Raw genomic sequence first — 20,996 nt, 5'->3', positions numbered from 1 at the left:
CTAAGAACTTGATTGAGCTGGCTTTTGCGAATAATCGTAATAATCGTAATACCCATGGCTGTGCTCATCTTTTCTTTTACTAATATCAACTTGGTTTAATACTATTCCAGCAACATGGGCCTTAGCTTCAAATAAACGCTCAACCCCAGCCTTAATTGGTTTGATGCGTGTAACATCAGATTTAACAACGTAAATAACGGAGTCAGAACTTTTAGCAATTACTAAAGCATCACTTACCGCTTGTGTTGGTGGAGTATCAATTATTATGTGGTCATATTTTGTTTTTAATACCTCAAGCACTTCATTAAAACGTTGGCTAGATAAAAGCTCAAGCGGATTAGCTGGAATTTGTCCGCTCGGCATAATAGCCACACCAGACTGCCCATCTACATGTACACACTCGCTAAAATGCTCTGTACCTACTATTAAGTTACTCAAGCCGGGGTGGAATACAGGGATATCAAAGCGCTTCGCGATACTTGGTTTACGTAAATCCGCATCAATTAATAACACTTTACCCATCTGCGCTAATGACATTGCTAAATTAGCTGAGGTCGTGGTTTTACCTTCACCGGGAGTGCTTGACGTGATTGCAATTACTTTAAGTTCACGATCAAGCTGAGTTAACAGTAAGCTTGTACGAAAAGTACGAACTGATTCAGCAAAAAGTCTGTATTTTTCATCTAAATATGCATGAATAGGAAAAGTACTTTTCCTAGGTGTTTTCACATGAGGTAGTAAGCCTAACATGCGCTGAGCAATTTTATCTTCTACATCACTTTTTGTTTTTACAGTATCGTTTAACGCATCAAATACAAAACTCATTACAGCAGCAAAACAAAAGCTACCAACAAAAGATAAAATAATAATTAATTTTTTATTCGGTTTTGATGGACTGTTCGGAGCGTATGCTTTATCTGTAAAGCGAGCGGCAGCCGAGCTAAAATCGCTTGTAACTTCAGTTTCTTTCGAACGAGATAAAAACGTGTTAAATATATTGCGGTTAGTCTCTACCTCACGTTTTAATTGATTATATTTTGTTTCTTTACGAGTGATGTCTTGGTATTCAGCGCGTATTTTTATCAAATCACGCTCAAGTGCGCTTACTGTACGCGTTATACGATTGAGTTCCTTTTCAATACCAGTAACAAGCCCTTTAATTTGCTTATTGAGGTTACTCTTAACGGTAGCAAGTTCTGCTTTTGCGGAGATTATTTTAGGGTGCTTTGGCCCATACACTTCACCTAATTCACTTAGCTTTCTCTCAACAATAACAACGTCTCGTTTTACATTTTGTATGACTTGGTGCGAAGTAATTTCAGGCATACTTCCTAATAACTCTAAATTATTATTGCCATATTCACTAATTACTCGATTGATACTTTGTAAATTATTTTTTTCATTACGAGCAACTATTAATTGCTGTGATATTTGTTCTAGCTCTTGTGTTGCAAGCCCAGCTATACCTTCAATATCCACTAGCTCTTGCTGCTCACGGTAAGCTTGCAGACGTACTTCAGAGTCATCTAACTGAATACGTAATTGAGATAATCGGGTGTTCAACCAACTGGAAGCCTGCTGTGTGATTCCCATTTTAGCTCGCATTTGACTATCTATATACACTTGCCCAACAGTATTGGCCACCAGTGCTGCTAACTTAGGGTCGCTCGATTCAAAGCTGACACGTACCAACTGTGTATTTCGAATTGGAGATACTGACAAGCGTGATTTAAAAGCCCCTAATAAGCTTAGCATTTCACGTTCGGCTTGCTCATCAGACGAGTAAATAGTGGCTTCTTTTTTATTAATGGGTAAATATGGTTTTAACTCTTGTTTTATTAGTGTCTTTAATTGATTGAAAGCGCTAGGCTTAGCTATAAAGTCTGGATGGCTTTTTAACTCAAGCTTGCGGATAACTTCGCGAGCGATACTATCTGACTTTATTACTTCAAATTGTGTGAGGTAGTATTCTTTTTGATTAGAGTCGAGTCCATATATTTCTTCAAAGCTAACTGCCTTAGCTTGTTCAGCCTCAATAAGTAGCGTAGCTGTTGCAATATATTTTGGTACTAAAGTGAAAGTTATCATGATCGTGAGCAAAGTAATCACACTAGCAAAACTCATAATGCGCCATTTTGCACGCATAACGACTTTTAAATAGGAGCCTAAATCAATAATATCTTCATTATTATTTTTTTCATTTATTTCGTTCATTCATTACTGCCTTGTAAACTGCTTTAAAACAAGCGTTGTTCTATTTTAATTGTATCGCCCGCTGCAATTTGGCTGTTTAAATTTCCCTTTTGTTGCTGCTGTTTTGTTTGCTCTTTAAATATAAAAATTTTATCGACAGATGCTCGCTCAGTTAAGCCGCCAGCAAGCGCTATAGCTTGATTCACAGTCATAGCAGGTTGATAAGGGTAAGCACCAGGATTTTTAACTTCACCATGAATATAGAAGGGTCTGTACTGAATTACTTGTACATAAACATTGGGGTTAACTAGATAATCTGGGCGTAAACCTTTAGCAATTACATGTTCAACCTCTGAGGTATTAAGTCCTGAAAGCGTTACTTTTCCTAAAAACGGATAATTAACCTCCCCGCTATTGCCAAGGAGTGCTGTCACCGTTAAGTCAGGTTCGCCGAATACCTTAATTTCTACTTTATCACCAGCACCTAAGACATAATTTTTGTCACTTTGGGCAAAGCAAACATTACAAACTAGAGATAGTACTAAAAAAAAAACAAACTTCATTTATTAGCCTTTAATGCAAATGTAAAATTAATTCCTACAGTTACTCTGTCATATTCAATTAAATATTGACTAGAGTTTTTATCAACAAAGTCTACGTATGTGGAAACCATACCAAATTTATTTGCCATATAACTTATACCCAAGCGAAGATTTTTAGTTTTATCTTCTCGGCCAATGTTTCCTGTATACTGTTCATTCATATAACTAACTCTAGCAAGTGAGCTTAGTTTATTGCTCCAATCATGACTCCAGTCCACACCATATAGACTTTCTTTAATATAATCCCCTTGCACAAGAGGATCCTTTGCTGAACGACTGGTTCTTAATTGCAGCGTAGAATAACTAAGCGGTTTCCAACTGACAGAAGCCTCCCAGCTTAAACCACTAAAACTCTCACGCTCATTAGCTTCAAAGTCTTTATTCTGATAGCCTAACTTGAATGTTCCTGAAGTTATTGCTGAAGCGTCCCACTGTATGCCTCCAAGAATTTTCAGGTCGTTGCTATCTCTCGTTACACCACTACTGGCTAATACGTCATAACGATAGTTTTCTTGTTTAGCCTCTATAAACATTCGAGTAGCTGCTTGAGTATTATAATAACCAGTAATACCAACTAAATATTTATCGTAGTCGCGATATTGTGAGAGCTCTCTAAAATTTTGATATTCTTTACTAAAATACCCCCCCTCAAATGCAATTAACGCTTTGGCGCTTTGCGCACCATATTCGTAACGAGCAGAAGCATTTTTCAATTGATACTTAACTAACTCATCAATATCATCACCAAGACCTTCTGTTAAACCACGACCCCTCTTTTCATATAGCCAATCTATATTACCTTTCATATCAAGACGCTGTTTACTGGTAAACTCTTTATGAATAGCTGTTCCAATATTTACTTGGGTATAATTATCGAGCGAATCTTTATTATGTAATGCGCTATACGTGCCGATATCTAATTTATAGCTATCAGGCCCGTCTTCAATTGCAGCTTTTAAATTTGGCTCAAAAGTCCAAATTAAGCGTGACTTTTCATCTTCTGGCGTACTGAAAAAGTTATTATCACTGCTGAAGCCGGTCTGAATGGTCGGTGTTATTTTGACTCCACTTTCAGTTATAATACTACCATGTGAAAAGCTAGCAATTGCAGGCAAAGCTAAAAACAGGTTGAAAAAGGTAACTACAAATAAAAGTGTTTTAATATGCATTTGCATTTTTGAACCCTTTAAAAATTGTCATAAAAATAATTTTTATATCTAACCAAAGCGACCAATGTTTAATATAGTGGAGGTCAAATTCAATACGTTTTTCCATTTTATTTAGGGTATCAGTTTCGCCTCGCCAGCCATTTATTTGTGCCCAACCTGTAATACCAGGCTTAGCTTTGTGACGTAACATATAAAACTCTACTTTTTTACGATATTCCTCATTATGCGCAACAGCGTGAGGCCGAGGCCCTACGATAGACATATCGCCTTTTAATACATTTATAAATTGGGGAAGCTCATCTAAACTAGTACGACGTAAAAAGCTGCCCAGTGGCGTGATACGAGCATCATTTCTTTTAGCTTGAGTAACCACATCACTGTTTTCTGTAACACTCATAGAGCGAAACTTCCATACCTTTATCTTTCTGCCATCGAGGCCATAGCGATCTTGTTTAAAAATAACAGGTCCTTGAGATGTTAGTTTTACTGCTAGTGCTAGAGCAATTAGCAAAGGAGAAATAAGCATCAAAATCAACACCGCAACTACTATGTCTTCAGTGCGCTTGATAAACTCTCGTGCTCCTATAAAGGGAGATTCAAACACACTTAGTGTATCAAGCTCTCCAACATGTTCAATTCGCGCGTGTATCAAGTTAGAAACTAAAAAATCTGGAATAATATGTACATCAACCGTAGTGTCGCCCAACTGTAACAATATATCAGCAATTCGCTTATCTGCTTTCATTGGTAGTGCAATATATAAAACACCTATATCCCCATTGCGGGCAGCACTTACAGCATCTTGCACTTTCCCTGACACTTCGTATTTAATCGAGTTCTCAAATAAACGCTCTGGTTTTCGGTCGTCGTAAAAGCCTAAGAACCTGAATCCTAATTCATCATTTTTGTTGATCTCATTATATAGGTGAACGGCTGACTCAGTAGCCCCAACAATTGCAACGTTACGTAAATTGATCCCTAACTTTCTCCTATTTCTTTTAAATAAATATGCTGCCAGCCGCCAACCATACATAAATGTTACACTTAGAAGAAACCATAACCCGAGGCCTATTCTAGAAAGCGAGTCGGAGAATTTAAATATAAAAGAAACTAAAAGTAGAAATGAGAATGAGATAAATAAAGCCCCACAAGCACACATTACCATGGTTCTAAACTTCCCTGCACGCCATGACCTGTATGCAGATAAAATTTCAGCGAAATATAAAAAACTCAATGCTACTGTTAATGCAGTAACCATGTATATAGGAGTAAGGTCAATTCCGTAGAATAAAACAGAGAATTGAAAAGCAATAAATAATGCAAAAATGTCGAATAACCGATAAAAATTAGCATCTGAAGAGCCAGTTGGTTTAAATGTCCTTGAAGATGTCATACTATTAATCCTTATAGATATCTTGAAGTGAGAATGCTTACAAAAGCGTAAATTATGTTATATGAGTATATTCAAAGATTCAATAATACAATCCAGTTATACGTGAATTAAAAAAATAAATCAGCAAACATACAAAATAAAAATAAATATAAACTAAGCTAAACAAAGTTAAACAAATCTTTCATTCAAAATTCTATTTAGCTTGAAATAAACTAATATTTATAAACGTTGTACAAACAAAACTTCTTCACCTTACCCAGAGCCTGCCACCATATTATATTAAAAATCACATTTTCATTTTAATATAAAGTTAAATAACCTTAGGGGTAATAAAATTAAGGTAGCTGGACTCGTCCTAAATATTTTAATCAACAACCCTTTATTTAAACCTTTACCAGTAATTACATGCTTTACTAATAAATATGAATATTGTTCTTCAAGTCGAGAAACATTAGATTTAACAATTTTTTTCTGGTTACAATTTAAATTAAAGTGCGTATAGATTTTTCTATAAAATAAAGCTTCGTACCCGATCCTGCTTGCAGCTTCTTTCTTTGACCAGTCAAATGAATCAAAAAATATGTTCACTCCTCTACCACAATAAACACCTTTTTTAAAAGAAAATACAACCTTATTAGAGCTATTTACCAGCTGTAACCAAAGAAAATAATCCTCTCCTGCACTAAGTAATGACTCATCAAAACGGTGATCTTTGAGGTTATCAAATTTATACACTACACTTGAAGTTTGGCTTATATAATATTTTAGAAACAAGCTAAAACAATCCTCACCACTGAGTATTGCAAGCTCTTTTTCTATATGGATATTGTATTCTTTGCAAGCTCTATCAAAATCATTAAAACAGCCAACTTCTTTAAATAAAGAATGCTCAGAGTCAAAGCGACTATGATCTGAAAAATAAAAATCAGCATTGTCTGCACACAATGCTTTGATTGCAGTCTCTATATGAAAGTCTACCCAACAATCATCTGAATCTAAAAATGAAACCACTGATATATTCTGTTCACTTAGATAATCAAGGGCTCGGTTCCTAGCCGCAGCAGGACCTTGGTTATGTTGCTCGATAACCTTTAGAGTACAGTTTTGAGGTAATATTAACTCATTAACTTCACTTAGTGCTTTAATAGGTGAACCATCATCTACGATAGTAATTATGAATTTTACACCGACAACTTTTTGCTTAAAAATTGAATTCAGCGCATTGAATAAAAGTCCATTTTCTTTTTGATAAAAAGGAATAACAACTCCTACATTTACTATATCCATTATATATTCCTTTATATTACAGCCCATATGAATTCTATTTTAATACTAATTTTATATTATTAAATCACAATACTGTGATAACTTACTCAAAGCCATATCAGCTTTTAACTCAAATATTTTATCATCACTCAACTGGCCACCCGTTTTAGCTAACTTCAACAATTTATCGCTGGCATTATCAATGTAATATTTGTCTGTAAAACTCAAAACTTTAGCGAATTGTCTACTTCGTTTACCAGCCCCTAGCTTACCGGTCATTTGAGACCATGAGTCCTTGATAGATGAACTTGGCATTTGGCTAAACTCTAAATTTATATCCAGTGATTCAGCCCAGTCGAACCATTTATTATGGTGTATCGGAAGTATTGGCTTTAGTGCAACCCAAGGTACCCTTAATGTGTCAGCTAAAATAGTCCCATGCATTGCTTCAGTAATAAGTAATTCAGTTTTGTCTATTTCACTTAAGGAAAATAAAACATCAGGGTTTGTAGGATCTATAAAATTTATGCCCGCATGTGTACAAACTTCCTGCCAATTTCCACGGGTTATGCTTTCATAATGCGGCATAAAACTAACCTTATACTTTTTACTCTGTTTAGGTAGCTGCATAAAGTGCGTTAATATTGCGGCATCGGTAATTGCTAAAGAAGGGTTTATATTTAAAGCTGCAGCAGTCCTTGGCCCTCTTACAAACGCAATATCCCAACTGCTATCATGGACGTCTGGTTTTGGGGTATAACCACCATAACCTGAGCCCATCACTATTTTTTTTGGTTTCTTAGGTAAGTAATCCCACAAAATAGAGCCAATACCTAAAAATAGCTTTGAGTCGTCTTCATCAAAAAAGCTAGGTGAAACTAGCGAATCCCACATATATTTATTTAGCTCATCACCGAAGTTAGGTACGTGACCTGAAAAATAGGTTAATTTCACTTCAAATTTCCTTATAATTTTGTTTATGTGCTAATTTTAAAATAATTTTGTTTTTTGGAAAAATACTTAAGGCGCTTGAGGTCAGTTTACCTCCGTCAAAGAGGTACATTAATGTGAAATAGATAACTATAAAGAATAACCCTTCTATAACTATTTCTAAAATTGTTGTCCCTAAATAAAAGATGTTACTTAAACTTAGTGTTAGTAATATACTTATGACAGCACAGATAACAGGTGATGTAAGACTTGTAAGATATTCACTAATAGTTATATTTAATAATTTACAAGAACGCGCCATTGATGCACTGCAATAGGTTAACTTTCCAAGTATCAAAGCGGCTAAAAAGTAATTAAGCCCCCAAAATAAACTTATTGTGGTTAACGGCACTATGATTAAAGACAACTTTAGCTGTAATTTAAACCACCATTTAGCATTGTTGGTTAATAAAATAATATTTTTCTGTGGGATACCTAATATCACAATCATGTAAACGATACAAAACGCTTTAAATATTAATACAGATTCAATCCATTTCTCTGTAAATAAGACAACAAAAATATCAGTTGAATATGCAAGTAAAAAAATAAAAATAGGATATAGAAGCAAAACTGAAAAATAAACAGAGTTTAAAAAACCTTTTTTAAGGTTGCCATTCTGTGCTTGCGTTTTCGCCAATATGGGGAAGCTAACTTCTGAGACTGTACCAATAAAAACCTCATTCATTATAGTAGATAACCTTTTTGCCACACTGTAAAAACCAAGCTGTCTATTACCTAATATACTACCAATAATTAGTGACTCATAATGACTTAAAGCAAAAGTAAGGCCATTTGTTAAAGTGGTATATATAGCAAATGAATTAAGCTTAATAATACAATTAAACTTGAATATAAATTTCACTTTATCTCTGGTTGGAATGTACACTACTAAAAAGTTGAAAATGGACAGCACCACCTGTGACCAAATTAATGCCCATATACCATAATCTAAAACAAGTAATGTTATTATTATAGTAGCTGATAAAACTCCTGAAAAAAATGTTCTTAAAGCTAAATGTGCATACTTTTGTTCCTTCAAAAGCACTATATTTAATGTAGCATAAAGCCCATCAAAAATTAGTTTTAGGCAAAATATTGATAAAGCGATATTGAATATTTCTGTCTGGAAGTCGAAGAATGAAACTAAACAAAAAGCGAGTATTAGTAGCACCAATATTATTGAAACAAAAAAGTGGAGCCAAAAAATACTACTAATCGTTAAGGTATCATCTATTTGGTATTTTATTATCGATTCACGCCAGCCAACAGGCATAAAACTACTAGATATATAAATAATTGACAGTGAGAATGCGATTAGACCGAAATCTTCTGGAGCTAAAATACGTGCTGAATACGTAAATACAGCAAAATTAATTATTGGCGGAAAAAACTTACTGACAAATAGCCAAAGAATTCCATAAGATTTATTTATGCTCACTTATTTAATCTTCTTTTAACTACGCGAATGAAAAACTGAGTCCTTAAATTTTTTAAAATAAAAATAAAAGCTGAAAAGGAATTAGTAATAGATTTAATTGTTGTTTTATAGCGCTTATTTTTTATAGATGAATAAAAGCAAATCCATTGAATTTTCATATTAATACTTTTAGCGTGACGTAGTAGTAACTTTCTTTCTTTGCTCGATAAACTTTTTATTTTTGCAAGTGCGTAGTCACAATCTCTTAAATGAATTAAATCAGTTTTACTATGGTTGCCAGAGAGGGAATTTTCTCTAACAACAGCTACATAGCCAGATGCTTCAATTAACTTCAGTTTTGCGCCCAAAATTAAGCAGCGGCAATAGAACTCATAATCTTCACCAAGACGCATATTTTCTTGGTAGCTTAAATTGTATTTTTCTAAAAACTGACGCTTTATGATTGGTTTTATAAACCCGAGCTCTTTTCTAAACTCACCTTTTTTAGTAATGTTTGATTCAATAAAATCTGATAAAGATATTATTGCCGGAAAGTCCTGCCTGTCTCCAAGCATCTTTGTTTTACGTGCTAGCGGGTCAGTTTCATTTATACGAAACTTATCATCAGCAATTAAGTCTTCGCCTTCACTATAAGCTAATAGTTTTTCATAACGACCAGTTTCAATGTAATCATCAGAATCTAACACAGTAACCCATTTTGAAGTCGCCCTAGAAAGGGCAATATTACGTGCCTTCCCGGGACCACTATTCACTTCAGTAGAAAAGATACTTACTTTAGAGAACTTAGCATTTAAACAGGTTAAAACTTGCATTGTGTTATCTGTAGAGCAATCATCAACAACTATCACTTGGTTAACAAATTTATCATTGACTACTGATTCTACTGCTCTAGTAATTGTTTTTTCTGCATTATAAGCAGCAATAATAACTGCTATAGTATCGTTCTCAGACAAAATATATCCCTATTGTTAACTTTTACACTGTTAGCCTTTACAACGTATATTCACCTTGTAGAATTTGCTTTTTTCCAAGTAACCGTTTTTTTACCTGTAATTGACTGTAATATACCAATACCCGCAGCAATATTCGCCATAGTAAAGTATTCTGCAATGGCAGCTATTTTTGAAACAACAGGCACTTTAGGAAATTTTTCAAACCAAGATAATACAGCCATTATATAAAACGAGACTTGCGCTATTAAGATTACTTTAAATAAATAACCACTCTCAAAAATCGCTAAATACACATTAGAAACTAATGCCAACACCATAAATAATAAACTATACCAACGTAATACTTTATGTGAGTAAAGCTTCCATAAATTAAAAAGCGACAAAGTATTTAAACATTCTGATCGTAAATGCTTATAGCTATTATAAGAGCGATTACTAATTCTGATTTTTCTCGGGAATTCTTCTGCGGTACTTTCAGCACCTTTTTCATAAGCAACTATAGTATCATCAAACTTTAGCTTATAACCCTGATTGATAACGCCCATAGACGAGCAGAAGTCATCAAGCACATGCACTGGAAGCTCTCTTAATAAGCTTGTTCTTATAGAAAAAATAGAGCCATCTGCACCCATCATTGAGCCAGATAAAGACTCTGATTTTTTAATCATTTCTTCGTATTTCCAATACAAGCCATTACTTTGTGCTGCTCCTTCAAGATCATCGTTTGTATAAATTAATTGACCTGCAACCCCACCTACTTCGTCGTCTTTATAGCACTTTGAAATTTGCAATAATGCATCTTTTTTCAAATAAACATTAGCGTCGGAAAAAACTAAAAAATCACATTCAACACCAGCTAAAGCTTTATTGATTGCGTTAGTTTTCCCCAAGCCATCACTTACTTCAAATAATTCGACTCTTCCAGGATATTTATCTACATAACTTTTGGTTATTGAAACAGTTTGATCTGTTGACGTATCTGATATTACTAGTACTTTATAGCTCGCTTTATCGTAATCTAAAGCCAAGTGGTTTTCGATTTTTTTGCTGATCACTGATTCTTCGTTATGAGCTGGTACGACAATAACAATACTCTTATCATTAGCTGTAAATGTGGTATTTACATACTCTTTTTTAACAGCACCAAAAATGTATATGATTAAAGGAAAAAAAACATATATATATAATAAAATAAATACCGAAATAAAAAATATCACCATCACTCATTACCATCCATTGCTTTGCTTTTATATAAAAGCATCAAAGTCAAAACTTTATCAATTACATTCCTACTGATAAACCCTGACATAATCTATTAAAAACTGCTGAGGAAATATAGAATCATCAATTCCATGTTTTCCTCCCCAAGAACCACCAATTGCTAAGTTAATTATTAAATACATCGGCTCATCAAAAGGCCATGATTCGGTATTATCATCTTCTTTTTCATAACTAAAAACTAGCTTATCATCTATAAAAAACTTAATAACATTAGAATATTTTTCAACAGCATATATATGATATTCAGATAAGAGATTTTTTAATGTAAACCCCTTATTTATCGCTTTTTTATTCTGGTGATTTCTTATCTTAGTATGCAGAGCTATATGCACTTTATCTTTTTGGTAACCAACATATTCCATCATGTCTATTTCGCCTTTAGCTGGCCAGCCTTTGCCTTGCTTATCGACTCCAAGTAGCCATATTGCAGGCCAAACTCCAATGCCATGGGGTAATTTAGCACGTACTTCAATTTTTGCATTCGTCCATGAATGCAAATTACGTGTAGATAAACTAGCAGATGTATACATAGGTTTTGGAGAGTCAAATAATTCATCCAATAGACTAGTTTCTACACTCTCCAACTTCCTTGCCTCAATTATTAAAATTCCATCTTTAACTCTTGCGTTATGAAGGTTGTTTGCTACATACAACTGTTTTTCACCATTTCGTACATAGCCTTGTTCGTACCCCCACTTTTCACTAGCAGGTAGGCCATCGCTGTTAAACTCATCACTCCACACTAACTGATTGTACTCTTGTGCATAGAGTGGCCAAGAGAAAGCCTGTAAGCAAAAGAAGTAAAATAAGTGTATTTTCACGCGTAGCTCCTAACATTACCACCGGAGAAGAGCCCATAAAAAAAACCAACACCGTGGGATAAGTCACATAAACTATCTAAACATGTATGCTTCGAACTAATAAAGTACGGCAAAAATGAAAGTAAACCTTTTGCCAAATAAGCAGCCCCTTTAAAGCAGCAAGTAAAAAGTGCTCCTAAGAAAGTCTTATTACAGCTTTCAATTTTAAAGCCTGTAGCACCCATTCTAAAGCAGCGACGTAAAGCCCATTTAGTTGTTAAGCGTTCAATAACGATATGTTCTTGAACTATTGCATTATTAACCCACTTAATTTTGCCACCACATGCTGTTAACCTCAAAAAGAGCTCTTTATCTTCTCCACCGTGAATAAGCGACTCGTTGAAGCTAAGATTCAGTTTTTTAAGTGTATTAACATTAATCAAGATATTATTGGTAGCAGCCCATTTCACCATCACACCATCCCTTAATTTACGCTCGTGGTACAAACGGGCTAAGTTAAAATATTTATGAGTGCCTTTGGGAAATATGGCTTTTTGGGGGCCTGCAACTACATCATAGCCCTTCGCTTTATCACACAGTAAGTTCAGCCAGTTTTTATCTGCATAAGCATCGTCATCAATAAACGCCAAGTAGTCGTACTGGTTATTTTGTGCATAATTTAGTGCATTATTCCTTGCAAACGGTATCCCTTGTTTAGTTTCTAAAACGTGTATTAGATTAATTTTTTTATTGTTAGTAAACTTACTCACGCTGCTATTAACTACTTGAGTCAATTCGGAATTATTTTCAACAATTAATATACTTAGCTCTATGCTGCTAATGTAGCTTTGTTCAAGGATACTTAAAATACATTGCTCGAAAGTCGCGATTCTACTTCCTGTTGTTAACACGGCTACTAATACTCTCAAATTACTCTCCCTGTTTTCTTAACTTAATAAGCGTTTACGTATTGGTAACCATAGCAGCCTGCAAGCTGTTGGGTTTATAACTGCAATAGAAAGTGATTTTAAAATCTTTTTACGCTTTATTGATTTTACAAGCAAAATATAAGCTTTAGTGTTTGATAAGTTTCTATTTCTTATTTTAAGAGCTGCATTTTCACTTTTATTAAGTTCATACATCTCTACAAATTTTCTATCGCCCCACTGAAACCTTGAAATATGCCCTTCAGTTAACTGGCCAGAAATGGAGTCGCCTCTAATGGTGTATACATACCCGAAAAAGTCTAAAACTTTTGCTACTGCATTAGCCGCTAAACACGATGCTAAAAAGTAGTAATCCTCACCAATTCGAACTTCAGGCCAGTATTCCACTTTTGTTTTTACTAAAAACGATTTTAAAAAAAGAGGCTTTACGTAACCTGTGGTTTTTTTACCCATGAAATCTGCATTCCCGCTTATAAATTCTGCTAAGGATAAGTTGCCTGTTTTGAGTTCATCATTAGTGTAAAAAGGAGATAGCGCCTGCTCTCCCTCACGGCACATATAAAAATTATCTATAAGAATATCTGTAGCATCATCTTCAGAATTAAGCATTTCGCTCAATCTATTAGGTAAGAAATAATCATCAGAGTCTAAAATTGCGATCCACTTACCTTTTGCAGCTTCAAATCCAATATTACGTGCATAACCTGGCCCCCCATTGCTATTCGATTTGATTAACCTAACCCGCTCATCGCGATAATTCTCAACAACCTCACAGGTGTTATCGCTTGAAAAATCATCAACAACGATAACCTCAAGAGAAACCTTTTGTTGAAGCGCCGAATCTATTGCTTTGCTAATAAATTTTTCTGAATTCCAAGCAGCAATAACAACTGATACTTTTAAATCAGCTTTCATCTAGTAACCTATTGCAGTTATCCATTGAATACATACTCCCTTTATCACTATCTAATACTGAATTATTTCTTTTTTACCAAACAGTTTTGCAAGCACCCCAACATGAAGCGTGCCTCTAAGGAGCCAATGATATTTTTTGTTTTTACCTAGTATTGAAAGTAGGCACATTAGTATACAAAATGAAAATTTACAGCTAGCTAAAGTGCTGTATTTTATTTTATCTAGTACACTGATATTTTTAGTTATTAGACGTGCGCCGCATGTTTGTCCAAACCTGAACTTCCTTTTTAATAACCACATCAGGTTGGCACGTTCAGGCGGTACATCTTCAGTAACCAATGCATCTTTTGCGAATGCAAAGCATCCACCATTAGAATAAACATAAGAAAAAAAGCTACTATCTTCTCCGCCTGATTTACCTAAAGCAAGATCAAACCTCAACCCCTTACAAGCTTGGTGCTTTAAGTTAATCAGAGCATTTGCTGTAGAAGTTGTTTTTATTACCCCTTTAACAAAAACTGGTTGTTGAGAATGAAAATCACATATTTTCATCCAGCTAGGCGCACTGTCGTCATATATCGCTTTAACAGGTCCACATACTACCGCTACTTTTTCCTGCTGCGCTTTTTTATATAAGTTTGAGAGCCAATTAATGGAAGCCACTTCATCATCATCTATACATGCCAACCAATTACTATCTGCATTGTCTAAACACGCATTTCTTGCAATAGAGATATTTTGAGAAGGGGCATGGATATAAATTAAGCGCAACCCAAACTCTTCTGCCCACCCCTCTATTTTAGCTCTTGCTTTATCGGTCTTATCATTATCGGCTATAAGCACTTTTAGCGTTATTTCTCTTGGCAAGCATTGCTTTGAGATAGAATATAGAGTCTCTTTAAGGCTATCTCGTTTATAAGTACAAATTGCCACGCAAATATCCATAGAGAGATCCTATTAATTAAACTTTCCATCTGTAGAGGATGACCACTTGCTTAAAGCGACCTCTACACCACCATCGAACTTTTTACCTTTAGATACTAACCACCCAGGGTAAACGTCTGTTGATTTAACTAACTTCATTACCCGCTCGGGGTGAATTCCAATGTTAAACGCATTAAATAAACGCAAAGCTTTAGCCACCCCGAGCACAATAAATTTTGGTAGCATTACTGTTTTTACGTCTGAAAAGTGGTTAGCCTGAAAAATATCTATTATATCTTCAAGTGTATAACCTTGATGGTATGCTCCATTAAATGTTATTAATGTCTGTCTTTGATCTTCAGCAAAGCTAATGGCTTCAATTAAATCATCTACATAAATGCATGCTTTTATTGTATTTTTCCTGCCCGGATAAATAAAAAAACCCTTACTAAGTAAAGTCGCTAGGCGCGTAAAGTTACCCCCTTCTCCAGGCCCAAAGACTACTGCAGGCCGCACTATCACTAACTTATTAATTGCAGAGTTTTTATTAAGCCATTCTTTATGAACTTTCTCTGCTATCATTTTCGAGTATCCGTAAGATGATGTAGGCTGTAATTCGGTTTCTTCTGTTTTTTGATCTTCGCCCGGACCATAAACTGAAATTGAGCTAGTAAAAATTATATTTTTGATACCCGCTCTTTCAGCATACTTACATACTTCAAGTGCTCCACAGATGTTTGTTTCATAGTATTCATGATGTTCATGGCCTGGTGTCATGTGGATCGCCGCAAAGTTATAAATTTTATCGATGTTATTGAATAGCTCTAATGATGATAAGTCCCTCACATCAGCTACAATATAATTCACCCCTTTGCGTGGGGATTTTGGCTCTTTTATGTCCACAGAGATAATAGTTGTACAACCTTGTATAAGAAGCTTATCAATAAGGTGTGTGCCTATAAAACCTGAGCCACCAAATATAATTACACCTTTAGGTATTTCTTTACTCATAACGCTCATCTTCCTTTAAATAAACCCAAGATACACACATAAAAAAATGAATAACTGTGAACTGCTCAAACCAAACAGCTTCTAAAAAAGTTTGTAAAAACATATAGCTTAAAACTAAAATGGCAAAAAAATGTGAACTCCCAAAAGCAATGTTTCGTAAATCAAATATCCTACTTATGAATAGCTTTATTAAATATAAGTAAAGAAACAAACCAACTAGGCCAAGTTCAACGCCCATATCTACATACATATTATGGAAATTAAACCCTGCTCCAGAGGGGACATGGTGGAGTGCCCATATATCTTCGGCTATATTATTTCCAACATAAAATAAGCTCTGGAAACCCACTCCAAGTAATGGATTTTCCTGTATAAGTGATATCCCTCTTGCCCATAAGTGTGTGCGACCTGTTAAAGTTGGATCTTTACCAATGCTATACATAAGTTCATTAAAACTGCCATTGATAAGTGAATAGACTAAAAGGAACATACCGGTTAAAAAAACTAACAAGATACTCCAGTTCAGTTTTCCTCTAGTGAACTTATTTAAAGCTAAATTTTGGTAATAAATAATTACAATACAAATTAATATACTACCTAATACAAACACCATTGCGCCTAATGACTTAGCTTTAATTAAAACTAAAGTCGAAGTAATTAATAGCACAACCCCTAATATACGACTGGACCTATCAATCGTTTTATTGAGCGATAAGGTAAGTGCTAATGCAATGCACATAGAAGTATTTGCAGCTAAATAGTTTTTACTTCCAAAAATACCAATTAAACTTATTTCACCTGTCATACCATTTAGAGCAGTGCGAGATGAAACTAAACTCATCACCATAGCAATTAACATAATAAACGCGCCAGCCCTTAAAAATAAGTTAAGCCCCAAGCGACTAGCTATGACAACTGCGAAAATTGTAGTGAGTAAAAGCTGTATATTTGCCCGCAATGCCGTTGCTGGAATATCTGACCAAATAACAGATAATAAGCATAAAGCTGGTATTAAAAACAACTCCCAATTTTTTTTACATACTCTCAGGGTAAAGTTGATGCCTGATGCAGCATAAGCAGTCCCAGCTATTAAAAAAGTTAAAGCCGCAAACGCGCCAAACATCGTATTAAATAACAATGCACCAACAGCTAGGGCCCCCCAAAATGAGGCGTATAAATGATCTTTTTTTATAAACATAAAAACTTAAAATGATGAACTCGCTATGTAGCTTTTTACTCATTACATTTTATAAGAGTGCTTTCACTTCCTTTGTAAATGCTTCTCCCAATTGGCTTGATTTCATCGCATATTCAACGTTTGCCAACATATAACCTAACTTAGAACCACAGTCGTGTGACTTCCCTTTTAGATGATAAGCCTCTAATGTTTCTAAGTGACGAAGTTGAAGTAGTGCGTCTGTTAGCTGTATTTCTCCACCTGCTCCGGGTGGTGTGTATTCAAGTAAATCCCAAATTATTTCTGACACGACATAGCGCCCAGTAATCGCTAGATTACTTGGTGCTTGATCATTATTTGGTTTTTCAATCATGTTTTTTATAACTGCATTCTCGCCGGCTTTTATTTTTTTACCCGCTAAATCAACCACTCCATATTGGTGAACTTGCTCTTGCGGTACAGGCTCTACCATAACTTGGTTATGGCCTGTTTTATCAAAGCGGTCGATCATTTGGCTTAAGTTGTCAGTTTTTGGATTAGATTTATATTTATCAATAATTACATCGGGGAGCATCACTGCAAAGGGGCTATTTCCTACGATTGGGCGCGCAGCAAGCACGGCATGGCCTAACCCTAAAGGGGCAGATTGACGAACAGAAATTACCGTTACATCTTTTGGTACTATTGAGCGTACTTCCTCTAAAAGACTACGCTTCACACGCGCTTCTAGAGTGGCTTCAAGCTCAAAACTCGTATCAAAGTGATTTTCAATTGAATTTTTGGAGGCGTGGGTGACTAAAACTATTTCTTTTATACCGGCAGCAACTGCCTCATTTACCACATATTGAATGAGTGGTTTGTCTACCAAGGGGAGCATTTCCTTAGGAATAGCTTTAGTGGCTGGTAGCATACGTGTACCAAGGCCAGCAACAGGTAGAACAGCTTTTAAAACTTTCACATTAATTCCTTTTATCTTATATAGAACAAAAAAAGATCTCGCAAAGCAAAGCCCATTAACGTTCTCACATACCCTATGTGTCTTACAGTATACACGCCCAAACAATCTACTCAACCAAAAAAACATCCTTTTTAACTGTTTTTTTGTTAAATTTATGTTGCAACAAATTAAACTTTTACGCACTAAATTAGTGCTTCCAATACTTTTATACTATCTACCTTTTTAATGTTAATGCAACTATACTAAAGCTCATTTTTAAAGGAATGCTTCAAAAGGGAATAGTAGTGCGCTTCATTTTTTGTGTTTTATTCGTATCATCTTTTATTGTGCACTCCCAAGATATGCTTACGAATTTGCGTAATAACGATATAATTTCATTTGCCCAGCAACAGTATGGTAGCCAAGGACACGCACGTATTAAAAGCTGGTTAAGTTTTATAGATGACGCTATCAACAAAAATGAATGGAAAAAAATACATCTTGTGAATGACTTTTTTAATGAAAAGATTAAATACAAGTCTGATCAAGCTCTTTGGCAGAAAGCTGATTATTGGGCAACACCACTTGAAAGCCTTGGCACTGGCATGGGTGATTGTGAAGACTATGTAATTGCGAAATACTTTACGTTACTCGCTTTAGGTATTCCTGAAGATAAAATTCGGTTAATGTATGTTCGTCATAAGGAGCTTAACCAACCCCATATGGTTTTAATTTATATTGAGCAGCCAAAGCAAATTCCTTATGTGCTAGGAAACTTCAATACAAAATTACTACCAGCAACTCAACGTACCGACTTAACGCCAATATACAGCTTTAATGGCCAAGGTTTATGGTTAGCTAAATCGAAGGGGTTAGGTAACAAAGTAAAAAACAGCCGTGGTGTATCTGCTTGGAATACAATGCTAGAGCGAATTGAACAAGGTGAGCTTGCTCCCATATAGAATAACGTTAAAGGAACTATTAGTTATGTCGTCTTTTTTTAAAAATGGCTTGAGTTTAAAAACGCAAGTTTATGGATTGATTATAGTCATTTCATTAATTTCTTTTTGTGTTCGGGTAGTTACCGATGTAGATACCACTCGCCAGTATTTGCAAACCCAAATGGGCAGCCACGCTCAAGACACCGCTACAAGTTTAGGGCTTTCTATTTCCCCCTACCTTGAAGAAGACAGCATAATGATTGCTCAAACAATGGCAACGGCCATTTTTGATTCGGGTTATTATAAGCAAATAAAATTTACTAATGCCCAGAACGAAGTGGTTTTTGAACTTGTAAACCCCAAACGTGTTGAATCGGTACCTAATTGGTTTATAGGTGCCGTTGAGCTTAATGCACCAAGTCGGCATTCGGAGTTGAATAATGGCTGGGTCATGGCGGGCACGCTTGAAGTAACAAGCCATGTTGGGCAATCGTATCTAACCCTTTGGGAACATACTAAACGCAGCTTTTATGGGTCGTTTTTGTTATTAATAGCGTCACTGGCTGTTGCATTTTTAATACTACGCGCGGTGTTTAAACCACTAAAAGCTGTAGAAAACCAAGCCCACCTAGTTACACGTAAACGCTTTACACTCAACGATGAAATACCTGTTGCCCGCGAGCTGCGCACCGTTACAAAAGCTATTAATAATATGGTTATGAACCTGCAAAGTACGTTTGACTCACTTACTAAGCAAACACAAGCCCTTACCGAAGAAGTATATATAGACCCTTTAACTGGTTTAGGTAACCGAAAGTCGTTTGATAACCATTTTAACTCGGTAGTTGATTCTATTAGCGATGAAACTCCCATTACCGCAATGATGATTACCCTGCCCTCGCTTGCAAACATCAATAAAACAGTAAGTTATCAAGACGGTGATGAGCACGTAAACGAAGTGGCAAACATACTCAAAACCAGGTTTGGCGAGCTTACTAATGCAAAAGTGTTTAGGTTAAATGGCAGTACCTTTATTGCCCTTGCGCCCTACGATAGTGATTTTTTAAATAGAACTCGCCTTGAAATTATTGATGCATTTAGCCAGCAAAAAAATAGTTTGCATGTTAATGGCTTTGCTAACTTTGCGTTAGTAAGTGTAGAAAAAGGAATGCCTGTAGGTCGCGTATTATCAGCGTTAGACACGGGCTGTACAATTGGTGACACAAACAATAATAAAATAGATAAAGACACTTTATTTAGTGTTAATCAGTGGCGCACACTTATTCAGTCAATTTTAGCATCTGGTGAAGTGAGTTTTTCAGTGCAACCTGTAAAACGTGCTAACTCACAAAATAAGCAATGCTATTTTGAGGTATTTGCTCACTTTATTCATGAAAACGAGAAAGTGAGTAACGGGCATTTGTTTGCTATGGCAGAAAAACTCAACTTAACTGAAGAGCTTGATAAAAAAATAATTCGTAATTTTGTTAATGTTAAAGAGCAATATCCAAATAATGTATTTGCACTCAACTTGAGTAAGGCATCTTTGTATTCAACTGATTTTATTGAATGGCTAACGCTTTATTCACACACAAAGCCTGTTATAAAAACTAACTTGTTATTTGAACTACACGAGATCAGCTTGCTTTATAATGTTCATATTGCCTCGCAACATATAGACATAATAAAAGACATAGGCATTAATGTATGTATTGAGCATTTTGGTACTAGCCTCACCTCCTTTAAATACTTACAAGGCTTAGATATTGAGTATGTAAAAATAGACGGTAGTTACATACAAGACTTACTAGATAACAGCCAAAGCCAATTTTTTATTCAAACAGTTAATAATATTTGTCATGGTTTTGGTATAAAGGTGGTAGCTTGTTTAATTGAAAAACCTGAAACATTACATACACTTGAAAACCTAGGGTGTGACGGTATACAAGGTAACTTAATTATACCACCGTCAAAAGTTATAGAAACTAAATGTAGTGGTATGAATAAACAGTTTACTTTTTGTACCAATACGCTAAGGTTCTGTAATTAGTAACCT

The 20,996-nt window shown here is 35.2% G+C and carries 18 protein-coding genes; 2 read left to right on the top strand and 16 right to left on the bottom strand.

What is annotated here, in order from left to right; genetic code table 11:
* The 16 genes from MTF64_RS09100 to galU all read right to left on the bottom strand — a co-directional run bounded on the left by MTF64_RS09100 (position 1) and on the right by galU (position 18,020).
* The gene (locus MTF64_RS09100) at positions 1-2,214 is read right to left on the bottom strand and encodes a polysaccharide biosynthesis tyrosine autokinase (RefSeq protein ID WP_096739742.1); all 2,214 of its coding nucleotides are present in this window, start codon (positions 2,212-2,214) and stop codon (positions 1-3) included.
* Between the two features lie 23 nt (positions 2,215-2,237).
* Complete coding sequence (locus tag MTF64_RS09095; RefSeq protein WP_096739743.1) at positions 2,238-2,756, bottom strand: polysaccharide biosynthesis/export family protein; 519 nt, start codon at positions 2,754-2,756, stop codon at positions 2,238-2,240.
* A complete protein-coding gene (locus MTF64_RS09090) occupies positions 2,753-3,970 on the bottom strand; it encodes an outer membrane beta-barrel protein (protein WP_096739744.1) in 1,218 nt (405 codons plus the stop codon). The genes MTF64_RS09095 and MTF64_RS09090 overlap by 4 nt, the downstream gene beginning before the upstream one ends.
* The gene (locus MTF64_RS09085; RefSeq protein ID WP_248451180.1) at positions 3,954-5,357 is read right to left on the bottom strand and encodes an undecaprenyl-phosphate glucose phosphotransferase; all 1,404 of its coding nucleotides are present in this window, start codon (positions 5,355-5,357) and stop codon (positions 3,954-3,956) included. The genes MTF64_RS09090 and MTF64_RS09085 overlap by 17 nt, the downstream gene beginning before the upstream one ends.
* 294 nt (positions 5,358-5,651) lie before the next feature.
* Positions 5,652-6,644 carry a glycosyltransferase family A protein gene (locus MTF64_RS09080; protein WP_248451179.1) on the bottom strand — a complete coding sequence of 331 codons (993 nt, stop codon included), beginning with the start codon at positions 6,642-6,644 and terminating at the stop codon, positions 5,652-5,654.
* 51 nt (positions 6,645-6,695) lie between these two features.
* Positions 6,696-7,577 (bottom strand): polysaccharide pyruvyl transferase family protein, encoded by an 882-nt coding sequence (locus MTF64_RS09075; RefSeq protein WP_096739747.1) that lies wholly within the window; start codon positions 7,575-7,577, stop codon positions 6,696-6,698.
* 1 nt (position 7,578) lies between these two features.
* Positions 7,579-9,054, bottom strand: coding sequence for an oligosaccharide flippase family protein (locus MTF64_RS09070; protein ID WP_096739748.1), 1,476 nt, complete (start codon positions 9,052-9,054; stop codon positions 7,579-7,581).
* Positions 9,051-10,007, bottom strand: coding sequence for a glycosyltransferase family 2 protein (locus MTF64_RS09065; protein WP_248451178.1), 957 nt, complete (start codon positions 10,005-10,007; stop codon positions 9,051-9,053). The genes MTF64_RS09070 and MTF64_RS09065 overlap by 4 nt, the downstream gene beginning before the upstream one ends.
* A gap of 50 nt (positions 10,008-10,057) precedes the next feature.
* The gene (locus MTF64_RS09060) at positions 10,058-11,227 is read right to left on the bottom strand and encodes a glycosyltransferase (protein WP_248451177.1); all 1,170 of its coding nucleotides are present in this window, start codon (positions 11,225-11,227) and stop codon (positions 10,058-10,060) included.
* 69 nt (positions 11,228-11,296) lie between these two features.
* Positions 11,297-12,109, bottom strand: coding sequence for a glycoside hydrolase family 16 protein (locus MTF64_RS09055; RefSeq protein ID WP_248451176.1), 813 nt, complete (start codon positions 12,107-12,109; stop codon positions 11,297-11,299).
* On the bottom strand, positions 12,106-13,017 hold the full coding sequence (locus tag MTF64_RS09050; RefSeq protein WP_248451175.1) for a glycosyltransferase family A protein: 912 nt from the start codon (positions 13,015-13,017) through the stop codon (positions 12,106-12,108). Before MTF64_RS09050 ends, MTF64_RS09055 begins: the two co-directional genes overlap by 4 nt.
* 18 nt (positions 13,018-13,035) lie before the next feature.
* Positions 13,036-13,950 carry a glycosyltransferase gene (locus MTF64_RS09045; protein WP_004587718.1) on the bottom strand — a complete coding sequence of 305 codons (915 nt, stop codon included), beginning with the start codon at positions 13,948-13,950 and terminating at the stop codon, positions 13,036-13,038.
* 51 nt (positions 13,951-14,001) lie between these two features.
* Positions 14,002-14,895: a glycosyltransferase family 2 protein gene (locus MTF64_RS09040; RefSeq protein WP_138577736.1), complete on the bottom strand. Its 894-nt coding sequence runs from the start codon at positions 14,893-14,895 to the stop codon at positions 14,002-14,004.
* A 12-nt stretch (positions 14,896-14,907) separates the two neighbouring features.
* Positions 14,908-15,885 (bottom strand): NAD(P)-dependent oxidoreductase, encoded by a 978-nt coding sequence (locus MTF64_RS09035; protein ID WP_248451174.1) that lies wholly within the window; start codon positions 15,883-15,885, stop codon positions 14,908-14,910.
* Positions 15,878-17,083: an O-antigen ligase family protein gene (locus tag MTF64_RS09030; protein ID WP_248451173.1), complete on the bottom strand. Its 1,206-nt coding sequence runs from the start codon at positions 17,081-17,083 to the stop codon at positions 15,878-15,880. Before MTF64_RS09030 ends, MTF64_RS09035 begins: the two co-directional genes overlap by 8 nt.
* Positions 17,084-17,132: 49 nt before the next feature.
* The gene (gene galU, locus MTF64_RS09025) at positions 17,133-18,020 is read right to left on the bottom strand and encodes a UTP--glucose-1-phosphate uridylyltransferase GalU (protein ID WP_096739757.1); all 888 of its coding nucleotides are present in this window, start codon (positions 18,018-18,020) and stop codon (positions 17,133-17,135) included.
* 284 nt (positions 18,021-18,304) lie between these two features.
* Here galU and MTF64_RS09020 point away from each other — a divergent pair, with 284 nt between their 5' ends.
* Positions 18,305-18,961, top strand: coding sequence for a transglutaminase-like cysteine peptidase (locus MTF64_RS09020; protein WP_248451172.1), 657 nt, complete (start codon positions 18,305-18,307; stop codon positions 18,959-18,961).
* 25 nt (positions 18,962-18,986) lie between these two features.
* Positions 18,987-20,990 (top strand): EAL domain-containing protein, encoded by a 2,004-nt coding sequence (locus MTF64_RS09015; RefSeq protein WP_248451171.1) that lies wholly within the window; start codon positions 18,987-18,989, stop codon positions 20,988-20,990.
* Positions 20,991-20,996: the final 6 nt, after the last annotated feature.

The organism is Pseudoalteromonas sp. 2CM41L, from assembly GCF_023161905.1.
Taxonomy (GTDB): domain Bacteria; phylum Pseudomonadota; class Gammaproteobacteria; order Enterobacterales; family Alteromonadaceae; genus Pseudoalteromonas; species Pseudoalteromonas atlantica.
Note: the sequence above shows the minus strand (reverse complement) of the source record. Positions and strands in the feature narration are given on the sequence as shown.

Excerpts from the sequence above, each read along its gene's own strand:
- MTF64_RS09035 (WP_248451174.1), bottom strand. The coding sequence starts at position 15,885 with ATGAGTAAAGAAATACCTAAAGGTGTAATTATATTTGGTGGCTCAGGT.
- MTF64_RS09015 (WP_248451171.1), top strand. The coding sequence starts at position 18,987 with ATGTCGTCTTTTTTTAAAAATGGCTTGAGTTTAAAAACGCAAGTTTAT.
- MTF64_RS09100 (WP_096739742.1), bottom strand. The coding sequence starts at position 2,214 with ATGAACGAAATAAATGAAAAAAATAATAATGAAGATATTATTGATTTA.
- MTF64_RS09045 (WP_004587718.1), bottom strand. The coding sequence starts at position 13,950 with ATGAAAGCTGATTTAAAAGTATCAGTTGTTATTGCTGCTTGGAATTCA.
- MTF64_RS09060 (WP_248451177.1), bottom strand. The coding sequence starts at position 11,227 with ATGGTGATATTTTTTATTTCGGTATTTATTTTATTATATATATATGTT.
- MTF64_RS09030 (WP_248451173.1), bottom strand. The coding sequence starts at position 17,083 with ATGTTTATAAAAAAAGATCATTTATACGCCTCATTTTGGGGGGCCCTA.
- MTF64_RS09095 (WP_096739743.1), bottom strand. The coding sequence starts at position 2,756 with ATGAAGTTTGTTTTTTTTTTAGTACTATCTCTAGTTTGTAATGTTTGC.
- MTF64_RS09090 (WP_096739744.1), bottom strand. The coding sequence starts at position 3,970 with ATGCAAATGCATATTAAAACACTTTTATTTGTAGTTACCTTTTTCAAC.
- MTF64_RS09085 (WP_248451180.1), bottom strand. The coding sequence starts at position 5,357 with ATGACATCTTCAAGGACATTTAAACCAACTGGCTCTTCAGATGCTAAT.
- MTF64_RS09040 (WP_138577736.1), bottom strand. The coding sequence starts at position 14,895 with ATGGATATTTGCGTGGCAATTTGTACTTATAAACGAGATAGCCTTAAA.
- MTF64_RS09080 (WP_248451179.1), bottom strand. The coding sequence starts at position 6,644 with ATGGATATAGTAAATGTAGGAGTTGTTATTCCTTTTTATCAAAAAGAA.